The 18,359-nt window shown below is 47.6% G+C and carries 17 protein-coding genes and 1 pseudogene; 6 read left to right on the top strand and 12 right to left on the bottom strand.

Features of this window, described 5'->3' with window-relative positions:
• Positions 1-237 precede the first annotated feature (237 nt).
• Complete coding sequence (locus Q4491_RS14985; RefSeq protein WP_303458537.1) at positions 238-789, top strand: sce7726 family protein; 552 nt, start codon at positions 238-240, stop codon at positions 787-789.
• A gap of 22 nt (positions 790-811) precedes the next feature.
• Here the strand turns inward: Q4491_RS14985 and Q4491_RS14980 are convergent, their stop codons facing one another.
• The 6 genes and pseudogenes from Q4491_RS14980 to Q4491_RS14955 form a co-directional block, all read right to left on the bottom strand.
• On the bottom strand, positions 812-1,852 hold the full coding sequence (locus Q4491_RS14980) for a hypothetical protein (RefSeq protein WP_303458536.1): 1,041 nt from the start codon (positions 1,850-1,852) through the stop codon (positions 812-814).
• Positions 1,849-2,742, bottom strand: a complete 894-nt coding sequence (locus Q4491_RS14975; RefSeq protein ID WP_303458535.1) for an ImmA/IrrE family metallo-endopeptidase — start codon at positions 2,740-2,742, stop codon at positions 1,849-1,851. The genes Q4491_RS14980 and Q4491_RS14975 overlap by 4 nt, the downstream gene beginning before the upstream one ends.
• Positions 2,739-3,380 carry a GNAT family N-acetyltransferase gene (locus Q4491_RS14970; RefSeq protein ID WP_303458533.1) on the bottom strand — a complete coding sequence of 214 codons (642 nt, stop codon included), beginning with the start codon at positions 3,378-3,380 and terminating at the stop codon, positions 2,739-2,741. The genes Q4491_RS14975 and Q4491_RS14970 overlap by 4 nt, the downstream gene beginning before the upstream one ends.
• 200 nt (positions 3,381-3,580) lie before the next feature.
• A pseudogene (locus tag Q4491_RS14965) lies at positions 3,581-3,721 on the bottom strand (transposase domain-containing protein); the annotation flags it as partial.
• Positions 3,722-4,656: 935 nt separating this feature from the next.
• Positions 4,657-5,106: a DUF3850 domain-containing protein gene (locus Q4491_RS14960; RefSeq protein ID WP_192014366.1), complete on the bottom strand. Its 450-nt coding sequence runs from the start codon at positions 5,104-5,106 to the stop codon at positions 4,657-4,659.
• Complete coding sequence (locus tag Q4491_RS14955; protein WP_303458530.1) at positions 5,103-5,321, bottom strand: hypothetical protein; 219 nt, start codon at positions 5,319-5,321, stop codon at positions 5,103-5,105. The genes Q4491_RS14960 and Q4491_RS14955 overlap by 4 nt, the downstream gene beginning before the upstream one ends.
• 167 nt (positions 5,322-5,488) lie before the next feature.
• Between Q4491_RS14955 and Q4491_RS14950 the strand changes: the two genes are divergently transcribed.
• The 4 genes from Q4491_RS14950 to Q4491_RS14935 all read left to right on the top strand — a co-directional run bounded on the left by Q4491_RS14950 (position 5,489) and on the right by Q4491_RS14935 (position 9,519).
• On the top strand, positions 5,489-6,178 hold the full coding sequence (locus Q4491_RS14950) for a helix-turn-helix domain-containing protein (RefSeq protein ID WP_303458527.1): 690 nt from the start codon (positions 5,489-5,491) through the stop codon (positions 6,176-6,178).
• A gap of 333 nt (positions 6,179-6,511) precedes the next feature.
• Entirely contained in the window at positions 6,512-7,306 is a 795-nt protein-coding gene (locus Q4491_RS14945; protein WP_303458526.1) for a nicotianamine synthase family protein, read from the top strand.
• Positions 7,296-8,630, top strand: coding sequence for an opine metallophore biosynthesis dehydrogenase (locus tag Q4491_RS14940; RefSeq protein ID WP_303458525.1), 1,335 nt, complete (start codon positions 7,296-7,298; stop codon positions 8,628-8,630). The genes Q4491_RS14945 and Q4491_RS14940 overlap by 11 nt, the downstream gene beginning before the upstream one ends.
• Positions 8,623-9,519, top strand: coding sequence for a DMT family transporter (locus Q4491_RS14935; protein ID WP_303458524.1), 897 nt, complete (start codon positions 8,623-8,625; stop codon positions 9,517-9,519). Before Q4491_RS14940 ends, Q4491_RS14935 begins: the two co-directional genes overlap by 8 nt.
• Before the next feature lie 76 nt (positions 9,520-9,595).
• Here the strand turns inward: Q4491_RS14935 and Q4491_RS14930 are convergent, their stop codons facing one another.
• Both Q4491_RS14930 and Q4491_RS14925 read right to left on the bottom strand, forming a co-directional pair.
• Positions 9,596-10,039 (bottom strand): GFA family protein, encoded by a 444-nt coding sequence (locus Q4491_RS14930; protein ID WP_192014380.1) that lies wholly within the window; start codon positions 10,037-10,039, stop codon positions 9,596-9,598.
• Positions 10,040-10,080: 41 nt separating this feature from the next.
• Positions 10,081-11,658 carry an ATP-binding cassette domain-containing protein gene (locus Q4491_RS14925; RefSeq protein ID WP_303458521.1) on the bottom strand — a complete coding sequence of 526 codons (1,578 nt, stop codon included), beginning with the start codon at positions 11,656-11,658 and terminating at the stop codon, positions 10,081-10,083.
• Positions 11,659-12,056: 398 nt separating this feature from the next.
• On the opposite strand from Q4491_RS14925, the gene lhgO reads away from it, so the two are divergent.
• Positions 12,057-13,298, top strand: a complete 1,242-nt coding sequence (lhgO, locus tag Q4491_RS14920) for an L-2-hydroxyglutarate oxidase (protein WP_303458519.1) — start codon at positions 12,057-12,059, stop codon at positions 13,296-13,298.
• 984 nt (positions 13,299-14,282) lie between these two features.
• Here the strand turns inward: lhgO and Q4491_RS14915 are convergent.
• The 4 genes from Q4491_RS14915 to Q4491_RS14900 all read right to left on the bottom strand — a co-directional run bounded on the left by Q4491_RS14915 (position 14,283) and on the right by Q4491_RS14900 (position 18,232).
• The gene (locus Q4491_RS14915) at positions 14,283-15,161 is read right to left on the bottom strand and encodes a 6-carboxytetrahydropterin synthase (protein ID WP_303458517.1); all 879 of its coding nucleotides are present in this window, start codon (positions 15,159-15,161) and stop codon (positions 14,283-14,285) included.
• A gap of 123 nt (positions 15,162-15,284) precedes the next feature.
• A complete protein-coding gene (locus tag Q4491_RS14910) occupies positions 15,285-16,010 on the bottom strand; it encodes an outer membrane beta-barrel protein (RefSeq protein WP_192014390.1) in 726 nt (241 codons plus the stop codon).
• 133 nt (positions 16,011-16,143) lie between these two features.
• Positions 16,144-16,524, bottom strand: coding sequence for an STAS/SEC14 domain-containing protein (locus tag Q4491_RS14905; RefSeq protein WP_192014392.1), 381 nt, complete (start codon positions 16,522-16,524; stop codon positions 16,144-16,146).
• 154 nt (positions 16,525-16,678) lie between these two features.
• Positions 16,679-18,232, bottom strand: coding sequence for a long-chain fatty acid--CoA ligase (locus Q4491_RS14900; RefSeq protein ID WP_192014394.1), 1,554 nt, complete (start codon positions 18,230-18,232; stop codon positions 16,679-16,681).
• Positions 18,233-18,359 lie beyond the last annotated feature (127 nt).

Genomic DNA, 18,359 nt, shown 5'->3' with positions numbered 1-18,359 from the left:
TTGGCTATCTCAGCCCTGAGAATTTTGAATTGAAGAACAGTGCTTAGCTAAGTGTCCAGAGTTAGTGGATCAGATCACACTGATCCAAGCTGTACTTGATGGCTTTTCCAAGCAGACTCGACAATGCGAGGTTAACAAGCCATAGAGTGGTTTATGATGCGGATACAACCTATCTGGTATTCAAACTAACTGTAATATTGTATAGTACCGAGCTTTTCTTCGTTCTGGGTAGAATACATGTTGAATGATAAAAAGATAAGAGATGCGCTGATTAACAGACTTTTAAACAAAAACCTATCAAGAAACAACATCTTTGAAGAAATCGCAGTTAAGAGAGGATTAGGTATAGCAGACGTGGTCGCTAACTTTAAAACTCCTCATTGCTACGAAATAAAGAGTGATGTCGACTCGTTAACTAGATTAAAAGCTCAATCTGAGTACTTTAGCGATGCATTTAAAAAAGTAACACTAGTCACCACAAATAAACATCTAACAAAAGCTGAGCTCATCGTACCTGAGTGGTGGGGAATCACAGTAGCTGAACAAAAAAAAGACAAAATCACATTAAAATCACATAGGAAGTCAAGGCTGAATCCAAAGAATACAACGACAGATCTACTCTCGATGCTTTGGAATAACGAACTGAAATCTGCGTTAAATAGTTTGAATGTAAACTTTAAAAGCTCCGATAACAGAGCTTTGTTAGTAAATAAATTAGCTTCATCGACATCTCAAAAAAATGCTGAAAAGATATTTGTCCAGACTATGAGCGAGCGACAAAAGTCCTAATAATGACTGACTTGTACTCTATCTATAACGTGGTTTTTACATAGTCTATATGCTGCACCATTGTGGCAGTAATCCATGTCGTTGGATTACCTTTTTTATCGTTCGTTTTATCAGCAATATTCTCAATATACTCTTCACCAAAACTATAGCTAGTTCGATAATTTCTCAGCTTAGCTACTACTTGGGCCAACGTCTTGTATTGACCGTGGCCATCTTTGTGGGTATTCGTTTTATACCCCCTAGTTAAATAGTATTTATCCAAGAACGTATAAGTTATTTTAGGGACAATCGGTATTGGCCCATCCGTATCTAACTCTTCAAAATCAGGAGAAACCACACCATAGTCACCGTAGACAAGACTTGAATAATCAGTTTTGATCATCTTGATTTGTTCCCATAGTTCTCTCTCATCTCTCGATATGTAAACTTGTTTTCCTGTCCTTACAACATCATTGATCTTTTCAGGAATAGAAGACCCTGTAACTACAATAAGACAGTCAATAGTTAGCTTCTCAAATTCTTCGACAAATCGATTAATTTTTTGGAAATATCTATCTATTTCTCCATCGAAAACTCTACAATCTATAATTAAATCAACTTTGCTAGTATAGCTGACTAATTCTTTATAGAGATTTTTAATTTTTGGCATTATTAATCTAGGAGCGACTATATCGTCAAAACCTAACCTAATGGCAACTGGAACTTCTTTGTAGGACTTCAAGTAACACAAAACTTCATTCTTATAGTCACTATCCCTATCCAAACCAGTAATTAATCCTAAATTGTAACCTAAAGATAAGAGGTCATTATATTTTGAATATGGATGCACATTAGAAGAGTACCTAACATCAGGATCCATATCATAATGATCTATATAGAAAAGAAATTCTTTGCTGTGATGCTTTTTTATATTCCCAATGAATTTATCTTGTTTGGTTTCAATTTTAATTGTGGTTTTTTCACCACTTATAAAGTCAAAAACTGGTACTACACCTTCTTTTTCCATGTGGCGTGTTGAATTAAAATCACCTTGCTTAGACTTTAAAAATAAAAAGTAGTTCATAAGCCCAATACCTCTTTAGGTGAGACACTATGCACTATATCAGAAAATACACTCCAGTCTCCGGTTTCAAACCTTACTCGGCCAGCTAGTAAGGTAGGATGGCGTTTTACAAGATTAGCTAGCTCATATAAATTTTTTTCTGATTTATTCTTAGATAGTGCAAATTTTTTCCAAGTTACTCTATCGACTATGCATTCTTTGGCAAAGTAATTCGCTTCGTCTTCTATTTCATCACTATCAGCGTTTTCAATATCTTCAATAATTACATTATCCAGTGTTTCATAATGAAGTATAATGTGTGATATCTCATGTAGTAATGTGAACCAAAAGTTATCTAGTCGGTCATGTCTTAATGACAGTGCTAATACGGGGTTTCCTTTCTTATTCTTATAAACACAGCCATCTTTACCTAACCCAGGAAAAGCTGGTTCTATTATTAAAATGATCCCTTTCTTTAGTAAAATACTACTTAGTTCTTTAATATTACTTATATCAACGCTTAAAGAAGCAATATAATTCAAAAATTCTTCATCTATACTATCAATGTTAAATTCTGGAGCATCAATTTTATTTGCTTTAGCGCTAACTACAGCCTGCCATACAGCAACAATAGTATCTCTTTTTTGGGATTCTTTTAAATTACCAGATTTAAAAAGTGCAGCGGAACCAGACTTTGCAGAACTAGACAGCATTTGAAAAACATCATGCTCTTTGAATTCAGACGAAACATACCCTTTACCAATAAGTGTGGAATAAGGTAAATGTTCTTTTCTTTCATTAAACCAAAATAGTAAATCTACAGCATCAGATAGTTGGTGGGAAGATTGTGCGTGATTACCGACATTCATGTCTTCTAATTCAACTAATTGATCAAAGTTAAAGTCTTTCATGCAGCCTCCTCAGAAGTGTTCTTGTCCCTTGGGCTCTTAGGTTTTTCAAAATATTCTAGTCCTTCATAGCTTTGATCTATTCCTAAGCTTTTCATACCTAAATATACATAGAACGATTTAGCTTGCTCAAGAGCATGTAGACCAACAGCCCCTTCGTAACCTTCTTGCTCACTAAAGGACTCAATAAAGAGCATGAGTATACTGCCTATCCCTTTAAAACGCTGAGGATTTGCTTGCGGCCTGTTCCAAGGAGCAACCGCAATTCTATCTACATAAACAAGGTTGTCGCCATGATTAAGTCTCGATTGCTTTGGAAAGAGAGCGTGAAGTACACCTTCAGGTTGATCATTTACTATGAAGTAAAAAGTTCTTTGCTGATAATCATTAACATCAGAATCACTTACGATACCTTCCCAATTCCAGTGGAAATCAGTTATGCCTTGAGAACATAAATCATGGATAAAACCTTCCTTTGAAGTTGCAGTCGACATTAACTGCTTAGCCTCATTGAAGAGAATTGTTTGCCATGCCTGATCCATCATTTTTGGAAAAATATCGTCAGCATCAGTTACAATACAGTAATCGCAATCCTTGCTGTCCGTAAGGCGCTGGATTCTACCTTTTCTTAGTTTCTGCATTCAAACTCTCTTCACGAAGAACTAATTTTTAGATAGCTTGATTTTATAGCAGGTTAGCTCCTTGTAACAAATTTATATGCAACCAAAACACTCTAGTTAAAGGTGCTCCCTCACACTTTTAAACATAAGCATACAATAGATGTGGTTAAGTAGGAGCGATTATCGTCTCTAGGTATCCGCCCCACGACCCACGGGGCATTTTAGTGTGAGAAGCTCCAAGGAAGCAGTGAGTCGATATTTGGTTCTGACTTGGCCAGCTCTTTCATACATTTGACCATATAATCGTAGAGTATCAGTCCATTCGTCTTTGCCGTTTCAATGATGCTATACAGCAGGTGTGAAATCCTTGCCTTTTGCGTATTTATTCATAACTGATTTCCACATGCAAAGGAGATTGATGCGGTCAGAATACAGAAAGTAATGAATTGAGAGTTATTTAGACTATCGACTCTAAACGATTTCTGTCCAAAAACGAGTTTACAGCCCAAGAAACCCACTCCCCCAGGGAAAAATTCAGGACGAATTTTTAGATTGTCGGCGCCGGGAGCGCCTACAACCGACCCGGACAACACCAAAGAACTACAAGGGGCTTTCTGGGTACTCTTTGCCCCAACAAAGAGTACCTGGCGCGCGTACTCAGATGCCAATTGAACCACCAGACTCAAGCGCGACATACTTTCAAACTCAGACAGAACAACCACATTCGCTGAATAGATTACCGCCTGCGCGGCAATGACAGACGGGTGTATTTTCTGAGCTAAAGTGGTCGACAAACCCAGGGAAAAATTCAGGACGAATTTTTAGGTTGTCGGCGCCGGGAGCGCCTACAACCGACCCGGACAACGCCAAAGAACAAAAAGGGGCTTTCTGGGTACTCTTTGCCCCAACAAAGAGTACCTGGCGCGCATCGCACAATGCCAAGTGAACCACCAAACTCAAGCGCGACATACCATCACACCCGTTCACTCAACACACAACCGCACTCGCTAAATAGATTACCGCCTGCGCGGTAATGACAGGCCGGTTGGATTTTCTTAGCTAAAGTGATCGACAAACCCCAGGGAAAAATTCAGGACGAATTTTTAGGTTGTCGGCGCCGGGAGCGCCTACAACCGCCCCGGCCAACGCCAAAGAACAAAAAGGGGCTTTCTGGGTACTCTTTGCACCAACAAAGAGTACCTGGCGCGCATCGCACAATGCCAAGTGAACCACCAAACTCAAGCGCGACATACTTTCAGATTCTGACCCTGTCGCACCTCATCCCACAAAGAAAATACTACGACTCCACCGGAAACTTCTTCAAAAAATGATTCGCCTCATCAACCCAGCAGCGGCCTGCCTGCACAGTACGTTTCGCCTGGTTGTCTGTGCTGCCTGCTTTCTTGATGAGCTGGTAGGCCGCTTCTGTGTAATCGCAGTGCTCTTTTAAGCGATCACGCAGATAGCCAATCAGGCGAATACCCAGCAAAGGAGTGGTGTTTGCCAGCGATAATACACACCAGCCATCTTCAAGGCCGACCGTGTTGCCGTGCTCGACATGGGTAATGAGTGAGTTCATTTCCTGTCCTGTGTCCTCGCCGTTTTCGTCGAGTTCGCGCAGAATAAGCACATCGCCTACGGCATATCGCCGATGATTGAGGCACACCTGATGCGTTTTGCGTCCGGCCAGTATGTCGGTGAAATCAGCAGACTGAATGCTCAGTTCATGGAGAGTGATATTGCTCACGCCTGCCCCTCCATCTTGTTGCGGACTGTATTGACAGGATATTGCCATTTTCGCGTTACCTGAGTTGTCAGGCTCTGATGAGGGCGCTTGTGCTCGCAAGAAGACATGCTTTGGCCTTGCGGCACAAGCAGAGTACGGAAATGAAGGTCGGACAGACGCCGAATCTCCACTTTTGCGATGCAGGGTACATCTAACGCTATTTGATTCCTTGCCATGAGTGGTATCCTTACGCGTTGGTTTTGCGCACTTTTTGCCAATTTTGCGCTGATTTGTTGAATACGCACAGTGTTGATCCTCAATCGAATGCAGTCAATAACTTCTGTCATTTTAAGTTAACTTTTGACGATCATTTTCGAGTTTGATCACACTGACTGGACAGTACATGAGTAAAAAAATCCTTATTTTTGACTATCTGAAAGGTCATGACTTTACTTCGAATTTGAGAGACTTAACCCATTGTGCTTCCTTTGGTGAGATGGCCACACTATTTGATGTGCCAAAAACCACCTTCAGTACCTGGAATACGCATAATCGTACCTCTCACGAGCTGGTTGTCCGCACGCATTTGCGTACCGGCATCCCTGTTCATCAGTTAATTCTGCCGTCTGATTATCCGCTGGAAACGCTGCATCACTCATTGACGGACAGCAAACACGCCAGCCATAGCGTTATTGCGGAAACGTCAAATGAGTACAGAACCGAACGACAAACGACTAGGATTGCCACGGCATCGGACGCTGTCGTCACTTTGTCCAGCTACAGCCTGAGCAATGGAAAATTACTCAGCACGGGCACACTGCCCTACGCTAAGCGCATTTTTCAATCCTGGAACCTCAATGCCGCCTCCACCATTGAAGTGGAAACCCATGAAGGACGGTTCCTCGTTGATAAAAGCCAGAATGATGCCGTAAGCGGTGATTACCTGATTGACATGGACGGCCGCCTGTCGATTAACCCTATCCAGCGGTTACCGAACAAGCTGGCGGTGACGTTTGGTCATACCCGTCTTGAAGTGGACGACAACGAGATCAAGGTGATCGGCCGCGTGGCTGTGAGTTTGAAAAAGCAGTGAACGCAAAACACACTGCCAGCATTCTGTGTCGCAACCTTCGGCCGACACAGAATGTTTGTTACCCAGTCAAACCTCCATCAACCCTTTGCCTGACGTTGAGTGAGGCTGATGAAGTAAGATAAGACGCGTTAAAAGATAAGACCCCACAGCCACACGCTCGGCAATCATAAGTGCTACCTGCTTACTGACACCATTCTCTGATCGCATAGCCGATCTTTGCCTGCAAAATCACTTGAAATATGCCTCTTACTGGATTAGCGTAAGCCGCAATTGTTATGTTATAACAATTGCTTTAGCGCCGAGCGCAACCCTGTCACCAACACGGACGAGAGAATGACAACACTCAATGAAAAGTATGCACTGCTTTCATCTCTGATTGCCTGCGAAGCACAATTATCGGCCCTGACGGAGTACAGCCTGGAAAGCTGCGACTGTTACACACTGGTTCAGGAAAAACTGGACGGTGTGTGTGAGCTCATCACTCACACTGACAATCAGCGGATATGGCAACATTTTGCGCATTGCCCTGAGGTGGATCGTCAGATCAAGAAAATCCGCGAAACATCGATCAAATCTTTGTGTGCTCTGGAAAAGCATCAGTCCAGATGTGCCGTCGATCACCCGTACCAGTTTACCCATTATTTGAATGCGCTGAATGACAGTGCCCGAAAAGAAACCCAATCGGTCAATATCCACCGCGACAGCAGAGTGCTCTTTATCGGTTCCGGCGCGTTTCCGTTGTCGGCGATGACCATAGCTACGCTGACAGATGCCACGGTGAAAGGCATTGATATCGACAAAGACGCTGTCGCTCAGTCGCGACGGCTGAATACCGCGCATTTGCGTATTTCTTTCGAAAGTACGGATCTCATTACCTGCTTAGAGCTGTTTCGCCCAACACACATAGTGATTGCCTCGCTGGTCGAGCATAAATGGGAGGTGTTGTCGGTGCTGCGTCCCTATCTCACCGCAACGCAGCAAGTGTTGGTTCGATACGGTAACGGGCTGAAATCGGCATTTAACTACCCGTTCAATTCCGACATCTCGCTAGGCTGGCGTGCTCAGCCTGTGGACTGCGGCTCTATGCTGTACGACGTCATGCTGATGGAAAAAAACAATGCAATCTGAAACTGAAAACGTCCTGCTGTTCGGCAGTGGCCCGGCTGCCATGCAACTTGCTGTATTACTCAAGCAAATGCCTAGCCTTTATCTGGGTATCGCTAACCGGCCGTCTGACAACTGGCAGCGCTGGCGAGAAAGCTACATCCGGCATGGCTGTATTCTGAGCAAAGCCGCCAAACCCTCGTTATCTGCACTGTCAGGTTATGTCCAGATTAACCGCAGTTACTCTTACCCTGATGACATTGAGCCAGTCTGGCAGACTTTGGTACTGGCGGTTCCCTCTGATGCCTATCTCACTGTGCTGCGTTCATTGCCTGAAAAGGTGCTGATAACACTCAGGCGTGTCATTTTGTTGTCCCCGTCTTTGGGATCCCAGCAAATCATCCGGCATTGGAGTGAGTCACAAGGTTTGTCACTCGATATTGTTGGCTTTTCTACTTATTTTGCCGCGACCAAATGCCAGACAGACCAAAAGGGGGGCAGGATCCCGACGCATGTCATCACTAAAGCCACAAAGAAAAAGGTGTATTTGTCATCCAGCCAGAGTAACCCTCCTACTCAGAGCGCCTGGCATCGCCGCATTGAAACCATGCTTGCCAGCATAGGTGTTGACTATGCCTGGTTAAACGACAGTATCAGTACCGAAGCCCGGAATATTACTTCTTATGTACACCCTGCACTGTTTATCAATGACTTTTCTCTGGAGACGATCACTCATCCGCCAGCTATCCCCGTTTACCTGTACAAACTGTTTCCGGAAGGGCCAATTACTGGTGCAGTGATTCGGCGGCTGGTCGACTTATGGCGGGATATTTCTGTGATTGTCAGCGCGCTTGGTGGCGAAAGTATCAATCTGTTGCAGTTTCTCAATGACGATAACTACCCGGTCAGAGAGGAAAGTATCCCCAGAGAAAAAATCGACCAGTTTACTGATCTCAGTACAACAGAGCAGGAATACCTGATGTACATGCGCTACACCGCCATTCTGATCGATCCCTTCTCCACACCTGATGAAACCGGCCGCTATTTCGATTTTTCCGCGGTGCCGTTTCCTCGTGCACGTGTTGAATCCGGTCAGTGGTTTCTGCCGCGTATCCCCGCTGAAGATATTCGCCTGCTGTACCGCCTGAGAGAAATCGCCCGGCTGATTCATGTTGAGGCCCCAACCGTCAGCGAGTTGATTAATCATTTCGAAACATGGCTGCAAAACAAGCCATACATTGCTATTGAGCCCGCAGCCTTAACCCGAGAAGCCCGACAAGATCTGGCCTATCTGTTATGGCACAACCCTGAGACAAACTCTGCAAAGGAACCTGAATGCTATGAATAATGGCGTATTGTTAACCATTGGCTCTGCGTTCATTTTCAGCATTATGAATGCACTGGTGAAAGCCGCCAGCGACACTATCCCGACTGCTGAAATTGTGTTTTTCCGCAGTATTATCGGCACTGTACTGATACTGCTGCTGATGAAACACAGCCGCATCAGATTCTCTTCTAAAGGTATACCGCTACTGGTATTGCGCGGTGTTTTCGGGGCGCTGTATCTGCTGGCTTTTGTGTATACGCTGGCCAATATTCCGATGGCGGACGCTGTTATTCTGGCGTATCTGTCACCTTTCTTTGTGATTGTCTTTTCGCGACTGATACTGAAAGACAAGCTTCCGCCCCGCTCAGCCTTATTGTTACTTGCTGTTTTAACAGGTGCAGGGCTGATCATTAATCCGCTGGACTATGAATCTTATAATCTTTTTGCACTCGCCGGTGTGGCCAGTGCTGCCTTCGCTGCAGGCGCTTCAATTACCATCAAACAATTAAGCCAGCGCCACCATACTTACGAGATCGTTTTTTACTTCCTGTTCGTCGCCACGCTCATTTCAGCCATTCTCATGGCCGATAACTTTGTGATGCCTCAGGGTATTGCCTGGCTGTATTTAATTGCGATCGGAGTTGTGTCTCTGCTTGGTCAGATTTTCCTGACCCAAGCCTTTAGCCACGAGAATGCGGCCGTGGTTGCCGTTACCCGGTATATCGGCATTGTCTTTAACATTCTCTGGGGCCTGATGTTCTGGCAGGAAATTCCGGACAGTCTGACCATTGCCGGAGGCGTGATTATCGTGATCGCTTCTATTTTGCTCAGCAATCGCAAGCCAGTGGCGGAAAAAGCGGATATTGATGAAGTTAAGGGATCGCAACAAGAAAAAGCCACCGTCAGATAAGCCGGTGCGCACAACGAACCACTTTGGTGGGTGATATCATCCCGAGCCGGTATAACCGGCCCGGGATGGTTGTCGCTTAAGGGGCGTATTTGGCGAAGACTTCTTCTTCGGTCAGATTTTCGGTGTTATTGCTGAAGGCATAGTAAGCCGGTTTTTTGTCGATGAAGATTTGTTGATCCATCTCCAGCTGACTTTCCTGATCAAGCAAACCTGCCGGTACCATGTACTGTCCTGTTGGCTTGAGGAAATAAAACAAATGGCTGCCACAGTGTTTACAGAACCCTCTTTCCCCCCAGTCAGAGGAAGAAAAACGACTGATGTTTTCTTCACCGGTGAAACTCACTTCAGTGCCAGCAGCTACCGATAAATACGGCCCGCCGCTCCACTTTCTGCACATGCCGCAGTGACACGCCTCTGCATGCAAAGAGCCGCTGGTTGATTTCAGCCCGACTTTGCCGCACAAACAATGGCCGCTCAGGCTATGCGGCGATGAGGTTGGCGACGATGGCGTTTGTGACATAATGCTCTCCTTATCCATAAGCCTCAGATAGCATAGCCGAATTATCTGGAAAGATCCCAGTGCTGACTCACACCACACGCATCAACAAAGTCCTGATCATGGCTGACCAGAATGAAGCTGCCCTTATGCTCACTCAGTGCCTGCGCCATCATGGATTTTCCGTCTAAATCAAGATGATTGTCCGGCTCATCCAGCAGCAATACCCCTTCCTGTTGCTGATGACTCACCACCAGCATCGCCAGCCGCATTCGTTCACCGCCGCTCAGGGTCGACATTTGCTGCCCGGCTCTTTCACGGCGAAAACCCATGCACGCTGCCAGAGTACGTAACTCAGCAGCAGTATAGGCAGAGCACAGACGTGTCAGGTTATCAATCAGGCTAGCCTGCAAATCAAATAAAGAGAAATGCTGATCGAGATAACAAAGCGGCCCGTGCCTGTGAATCTCACCCGACTTGACTGGCATATCGCCCAGCAGCGTTTTCAGCAAAGTCGACTTACCTGTGCCATTACTGCCGCGCAGGTGGATTTTATCGCCATACCAGACGGTTCGGCTGATTGCAGGCAACTGTCCCCGGTGCAGGCCCAATTCAGTGATCGTCAGTAAACGCACACTTCGCTTGTTCGCACTGTCGGTACTGAAGCTCAGCGGCTTGGCGGTATCCACTTTCTCCTGCAGCAACTTCAACTGTTGCCGCGCATGTTCAAGCTGCTGATGTTGCTGATGCTTTCTGGATGATGCCGCGCTTTCTGCCGCATTTTTCTGATAATCGAGCAGCAAGGTGGACTGACTGCCAGTGTGCCTGTCCCGCTTACCGGCCGCGGCACGACGCTGCGCTTTTTCTTCACTACGCTGATGCTGAAGATTGATAGCGTTGATTTGCTGTTTCGCTTTCGACAGTCGTGTTGCCAGTAACTGGGTTTCATGATGTTTCTGTTGCCGGTATTGCACAAAATCTGTGCCATAACAGGCTAACCCTGTGTGACTGAGTTCAACAATGCGATCCGCGTTTTTCAGCAAGGATTGATCATGGCTGATCAGCAATATGCCGCCCTGAAAACAGGTGATTTGCTGTGACAGCCATTCTCTTCCATGCCGATCCAAATGGTTTGACGGCTCATCAAGAATGAGCAGTTCAGCATCACTGCGAAAACAGAGCCACAATCGCAACCTCGTCAGCTCACCGCCGCTCAGGCTGGTACAAGATTGCCCGGGATCGGACGGTAATCCCAGCTCAGCCAGCTGGCGGGACAGGGCAGCAGGCAAATCCCATTGATCGCCTACCGCCTCGAAATCGGCCGGATCGCAACTGCCAGCGGCTATACGTTGCAACGCTTGCAGGCAGCCGTCCACACCCAGTGCTTGTGCGACAGAGCCCAGAGCCGACAAGTCGTTCTGCACGGTCAGCTGAGGTAAGTATGCGATGTTTGAGTGCCTGATCACCCGGCCTTCATCTGGCTGACGGGCTCCGCTTAACAGTGCGGCCAGCACAGATTTGCCACTGCCGTTACGGCCTACCAGTGCCGTGGTTTCACGGTCTAAAGTGAGTGATACATCAGAAAACAGCGGCTCCCCGTGGGGAAGAAAAACAGTCAGAGACTGAGCTTGCAATAATGTCATAAAGACCTCCGGCGCAAGCGCAGGGAGAGACATTACCGTCAGAAGACATTGCTTTTTTGCAGACAGATCTGAGTAGCACAGCCGATCACAATACGGTGATTCACAGTCAGTGACTGCTCAGACAAAGACGGTTAACGCCCACTAACCCTGCGGATCCAAAAGAAAAAGTTCAAAGGATGTCAGGGGTTAGTGATCCATGCAGGCGTTTACTCCAAATGAGGTGATGGCGGCTATTAAACCACCAGAGCGGGCGTACCGCAAGCTGAGAGACCAAGAAAACTGGCCTTATAAATGCAATTTATCCTTTTGCTACTCTGCCTGCTTGATGTTTAAATATCTTATAAATCAGGATGATGTCGGCCTGATCTGGCCTAAGTTAGATTTGCAAAGGATCCGCGATGAATAAGAATTACGATTATCTGGTGATTGGCGGGGGCATAGTGGGCGTTGCCACGGCCAATGCTTTATTACGCCGGCATCCTGCCAGCAAGATTCTGCTGATTGAAAAAGAAAGCACGCTCGCGTGTCATCAGACCGGCCACAACAGCGGTGTAATCCATGCCGGTGTGTATTATGCGCCCGGCAGCCTGAAGGCACGGTTTTGCAAAGAAGGCGTGCAACGTACTGTGGATTTTTGCCGCCAGCATGCTATTCCGGTCGACAACTGCGGCAAATTGCTGGTCGCCACCAATGAAACGGAAGTGTGCCGGATGCAGGATCTGCTGGCACGTTGCCGTGAAAACGGTATTGAAGTCGAAGCGCTGGATCAGGCGCAACTGCAGGCAAGAGAGCCGAACATTTGCGGTCTGGGAGCGCTGTTTGTCCCATCGACCAGCATAGTGGATTACCGTCTGGTTACAAAACACATGGCCAGTGATTTTACTGCCTCAGGCGGCGAAACGGCCCTTGATACACAAGTGACGGACATTACAGAGCGCAGCGATCACATAGAACTGACCTGCTGCCACAGCCACGCAGCGAGTGCCGGTTCTTTTGCTGTCAGAGGCCGTTTTCTGGTGTGCTGCGGCGGACTAATGGCCGACCGCCTGACCAGAATGATGGGGCTGGAGACAGATTTTCAGATCATCCCCTACCGCGGAGAATATTACCGCCTGGCAGCCAGACATCATCAGATTGTCCGTCATCTTATCTATCCGATCCCAGACCCTTCACTGCCCTTTTTAGGTGTTCACCTGACACGCATGATAGATGGCTCGGTGACGGTTGGCCCAAATGCGGTACAGGGATTTAAACGCGAGGGTTACGGGCGATTTAATTTCAGCCTGCGTGACAGTCTGGACATGCTGGCTTTCCCCGGTTTCTGGCATGTCACCGGTAAGCACCTGAAAACAGGATTGCGGGAATTCAAAGATGCCTGGTGGAAAGCCGGATATCTTGAGCGGGTACGTAAATACTGTCCGGCCCTGACGCTGAGCGATCTGGAACCCTACCCGGCAGGTATTCGTGCTCAGGCCGTACTGAAAGACGGCACGTTAGTTCATGACTTTCTGTTTGCAGACAGCCCGCGCAGCCTGCACGTTTGTAACGCGCCGTCACCGGCAGCAACCTCCGCGATGCCGATTGCCGACTACATTTGCGATAAAGTAACTGAAATTCAACGAAAAAGTGAAGCGGGCTGAGAATGTAATGAGTGCCACAAGCCCAGGGGAAAATTCAGGACGAATTTTCAGGTTGTCGGCGCCGGGAGCGCCTACAACCGACCCGGACCACACCAAAGAACAAAAAGGTGCTTTCTGGGTACTCTCTGCCCCCACAAAGAGTATCTGGCGCGCATTAGACAATGCCAAATGAACCTCTAAACTCAAGCGCGACATACAAGCTAAACTTCAAAAATTGCGCTCGCCACATGGATTCCCGCCTGCGCGGGAATGACGGTAATATATTGAATCATAAATAATTTAACTGGTTTTCTGGCTGTACTTTTAAAGCAGAAATGAGAAGTTTGATGCTTGCCACTCCCCCAGGGGAAAATTCAGGACGAATTTTCAGGTTGTCGGCGCCGGGAGCGCCTACAACCGCCCCGGACCACACCAAAGAACAAAAAGGGGTTTTCTGGGTACTCTTTGCCCCCCACAAAGAGTACCTGACGCGCATTAGACGATGCCAAATGAACCACCAGACTCAAGCGCGACATACAAGCTAAACCTCAAAAATTGCGCTCGCCACATGGATTCCCGCCTGCGCGGGAATGACGGTAAAATATTGAATCATAAATAATTTAACTGGGTTTTTGACTGTACTTTTAAAGCAAAAATGAGAAGTTTGATGCTTGCCTCTCCCCCAGGGAAAAATTCAGGACGAATTTTTAGGTTGTCGGCGCCGGGAGCGCCTACAACCGCCCCGGACCACACCAAAGAACAAAAAGGGCTTTCTGGGTACTCTTTGCCCCCACAAAGAGTACCTGGCGCGCATTAGACGATGCCAAATGAACCTCCAAACTCAAGCGCGACATACAAACTAAACTTCAAAAATTGCGCTCGCTGCATGGATTCCCGCCTGCGCGGGAATGACAGTATGATTCTGATTTAAAGGATTTCCCAGCAGCGCGGGCGCACTGCTGTTTAAGGCATGCTTTGAGGAAAATAACCGGTTATCCGGTACGATTACAGACTCGCCATTGCACCTTTGCCAACGCCTTCATAAGCGACGACGTCCAGCGTCTGATGCGCACCAATGGCAGGTTTCACAGCAGCAGCGATATAGTGTGCCAGCAGCTCAATCGTCGTATCTGTGCCAATCATTTCCGTCTCACTTTTGGCGATCGCAAGCTCAAACAGCCCCTGCGGCGCGGTATAACGGAAAGCGTAATGGGTGTCATCACCAGCACCTGCGGCGTGCTCGCTCAGATTCAGCTCAGAAATGCTCACCTGATCTTCTTCTGTGCCCAGATAGATATCCGTCCAGCGCTTTGCCCAGTCGGCTTCCAGCTTAGGATCACGCTGGCCATCGACATACAGTTCAATCGGTGAACGATGGCCATGTGCTATGCGCTGACAGTTGCCGTCATGCTTTTTCAGGCCGTGGCTGTAATGATAAAACGCGCCATCAATCTTCTCTGGGCGTAATACCAGATCAAGACCCTGGACATTGTCCGGCAGCTTACCAGACAGCACCTGATGCAGATGCCGGGTGACTGTCTCTATGGTGATGACGTCAGCATCCACCAGGCAATAAGCCTCTTCCGGACAATGCAAATGGATACTTTTATCGCCACGAAGCAAATCCAGGGTCGCATAGCCCGGCTGAGTCGCGGCCATCCTGACTGAAGCATGTGCTGTCGGCACCAGCAGGCGGTGATCGACATACTGATCCACCAGCTGTTTAATCTGCTTTTTAACGCGGCTGAAATCCAGCACCATGCTCATTTCATTCAGCTCGCCAGACATCACCACATCCAGAATCCAGCTTTCTCCCACCATACCTCTGGCCGGGCACAGATAGGAGGCATCAATAACGGTGAGATCTCTGACAAATAGCTTCACGCTGACGTCCTTACAGAAATGATTGTCGTTTTCGGAGCTGGGCATTATACGCGCACAGCCAAAGGTGTAAACCCAAAGCCGCCGGCATCATCATGCAGATGGCCAGTTGTGTACAAACAACTTTCAGTAGCGGTAGTTCGCCGCCAGAAACAACGAGCTGACACCGCTCTGCTGAGATTCAAAGTTCACTGTATTGCCCTGATCATCCTGCCCTTGCCAGTTTTTCAGCTTGCTTGGCAACACTGTGTGTCTGAAACCGGCTTCGACTGTCATGTCAGTTGAGACGCGCCATGCCAGGCCGGTTTGCATACCAATCACAAAACCACTGGTTTTATAGTCGCCATGATAACTGGAATCGGAGCTGACACTGGCATAACCGAAGTGCAGGCCGACATACGGTGAAAAGTCTTTGTTATACAAGAAAAAATAATCTGTGCCGAGCAAGTTCAGATTGGCAATGTTGTCATATTTCAGCCCTGATGACGGAAACTGACTTTCCGCTACATGTCGTTCAAAACTGTAGTAAAGCCGGCTGCGACCTTCGGGTGTGTAGTAGCCAATATCCACGCCCCAGAAGCCATTGGCATCAGCGTCATCAGAGGATGACGACACGCCGGCTATCGTTGCTGTATCTGTTAACCCCATCAGGCTGACACCGCCTCGTAAGCCGAAGAAATAACGGCTGGCTTCTTTGTCTGCTTCCTGATCGGCCTCTTGGCCCGATGGCAGATCCGCTACGGCCTTGGCGGCAGTCGGTTGCGGAGTTGCCGCTATGGAGCCGGCACTGGTAAGACACCCAAATAACAAAACAGAAGAAAAAGGTAAAAAGGAAAAGGTTCGAAACTGCAAAGCTGCCTCCCTGTTTAAACAGCCATAATGGGGACTTCCCCCGAGCATGAATACTGCTGCATCATAGCAACTCCCTGCTTTGCAGACGAGCGAAATCCCAGCAAAAACAGCAACAAACACTAAGCGTTTATTTTCACTCTTCCCTTAACCAGGCTAATGCGTCAAACGGTGTATCGAAACATTTCACTTCACCCGAGATAAACCAAGTGCCAATTTTGGCCACTATGTCCATCCAGCGCTGGTTGCCATAAATGGCGATCCGGTGAAACTTTTTACCGTGTTTCAGGCCAAGTTTGAGATCATCCCATGCCGCCTGCAATTCCCAGCCTTCAAACTCTGAACCATCAAAATAGACATTAACCTTAGGATTCGCGACACCTTCAAGGGCATCGTCGATCAGTGGGGTGATCCTTTCATAATCCTGATGAGTGAGCTTACCGACAGCTTTCAGTTCCATAAAAAAGTTATCGCCATCTCTGTCCACCTCAAACAATAATCCGTGAGTCGTATTCATAGGGCCTCCGTTTGTCGTTAATGAATAAACAACTGGCTTAGGGTTAAGGATATTCTGGATAAGTGTAGCTGTAACAAGGGAAAACAGGAGATTATGACCAACAGGGAAAATGCAAACACCGGGCTGATTACCCGGTGCTTGATATTGATGAGGATTAAGCAGTTTTTGCGGCCTGCCGCACTTCGGCCCTCAGATCTTTCTTGAGGATTTTCCCGGTCGCATTCATTGGCAGTGCCTGACGAACCTCGACCATGCGCGGGTATTTATAAGCGGCAAGCTGTTCTTTACCCCAGGCTTTCAACGCTTCTTCGGTGACCTGCGCGCCTTCTTTCAGTACCACAAAGGCTTTCACTTCTTCGCCATACTGATCACAGGGCACACCGACGACGGCTACCATAGCCACGTCAGAGTGCGTCATGAACACTTCTTCAATTTCACGCGGATACACGTTAAAGCCACCCCGGATAATCAGATCCTTGACCCGGTCGACAATGAACAAATTGCCCTTTTCATCAAAACGCCCGACATCGCCCGTGTAGAACCAGCCATTGCGCAGGGCTTTCTCATTCTCTTCCGCCCGGTTGAGATAGCCTTTCATGATGTTATGACCACGTATGATGATTTCGCCCGGTTCACCCTGCGGCAGTGGCTGGCCATTGTCATCAACCACACGCACCTCAACACCCTGAATCGGTTGTCCGACTGAACCCGGAATCCGGGGCATGTCCAGATGGTTGAAACTGGCGATAGGGCTGGTTTCCGACAGACCGTAACCTTCAAGAATCGGGACGTTGAATTTCTCTTCAAAGTTACGCAGCACTTCTACCGGCAACGACGCACCGCCACTAACACCGATACGCAACGAAGACACATCGTTGTCTGCTTTGCACAGGTTCATTCCGATATACATAGTCGGTACGCCGGCAAATAGGGTGACTTTGTGTTTTTCAATCAGCCCTTTCACCAGCGCTGGGTCAAAACGGGGCACCATCACCATGGTACAACCCAGGCTGACGGGGGCATTCATATTGACTGTCTGGCCGAAAGTATGGAATAGCGGCAGAGTCAGCAAGTGTACGTCGTCGCCGCGCATTTCCATCAGATTCTGCGCCACCAGAGCGTTAGTGTACTGATTGCTGTGCGTCAGCTCCGCCCCTTTGGGTTTACCCGTGGTACCTGAGGTATAAAGAACCACCGCCGTATCATCCGCTTCACGGGGCGTATAATCACACACAGGTGACTGATCTTTCATGAAGGATGTCAGAGTCGGCAGCCCCTGGTAATCCATCGCAGACTGATCGGCCGTCATCACTACCATGTGCTCGCAGCTATCAACCTGATTAAAGGCTGCCACACCGGCCTGCGCCATTGGCAGTCCTTCCACGCCTTCAAAACAGAAGTAGAACTTCGCCGCTGAATCTTCCAGATGGAATGTAATTTCGCGCTCACGTAACAGTACGTTGAGCGGCACAGTGACTGCGCCTGCTTTTTGAATGCCGTAATACACCAGCGGGAAGAACGGCAGATTGGGACAGCTCAGTGCAACCCGATCACCAGGCTGTATGCCCTTGGCCTTCAAGCCATTGGCGATCTGGCTGGCAATGGCATTGAACTGAGCATAAGTGATCTGAGTGTCGCCAAAAATAATAGCGACTTTGTCAGGCTTGGACACAGCATTACGCTGTAAGGCAGCGGCAAGGTTCAACATAGTGTTTTCCTTGTGTTGAGTTCTACACAACGTTTTATAAAGACAAGCTCCCTGCCTGTCTTCTCATTTGAACCATAGAATTAAACGTACGTTTGACCTGAGTCAACAACGCGGCGTCTCTGTGTTA

The sequence above is a fragment of the Photobacterium sp. 2_MG-2023 genome (genome assembly GCF_030547675.1).
GTDB lineage: Bacteria > Pseudomonadota > Gammaproteobacteria > Enterobacterales > Vibrionaceae > Photobacterium > Photobacterium arenosum.
This window is presented reverse-complemented; position numbering and strand designations above follow the sequence as displayed.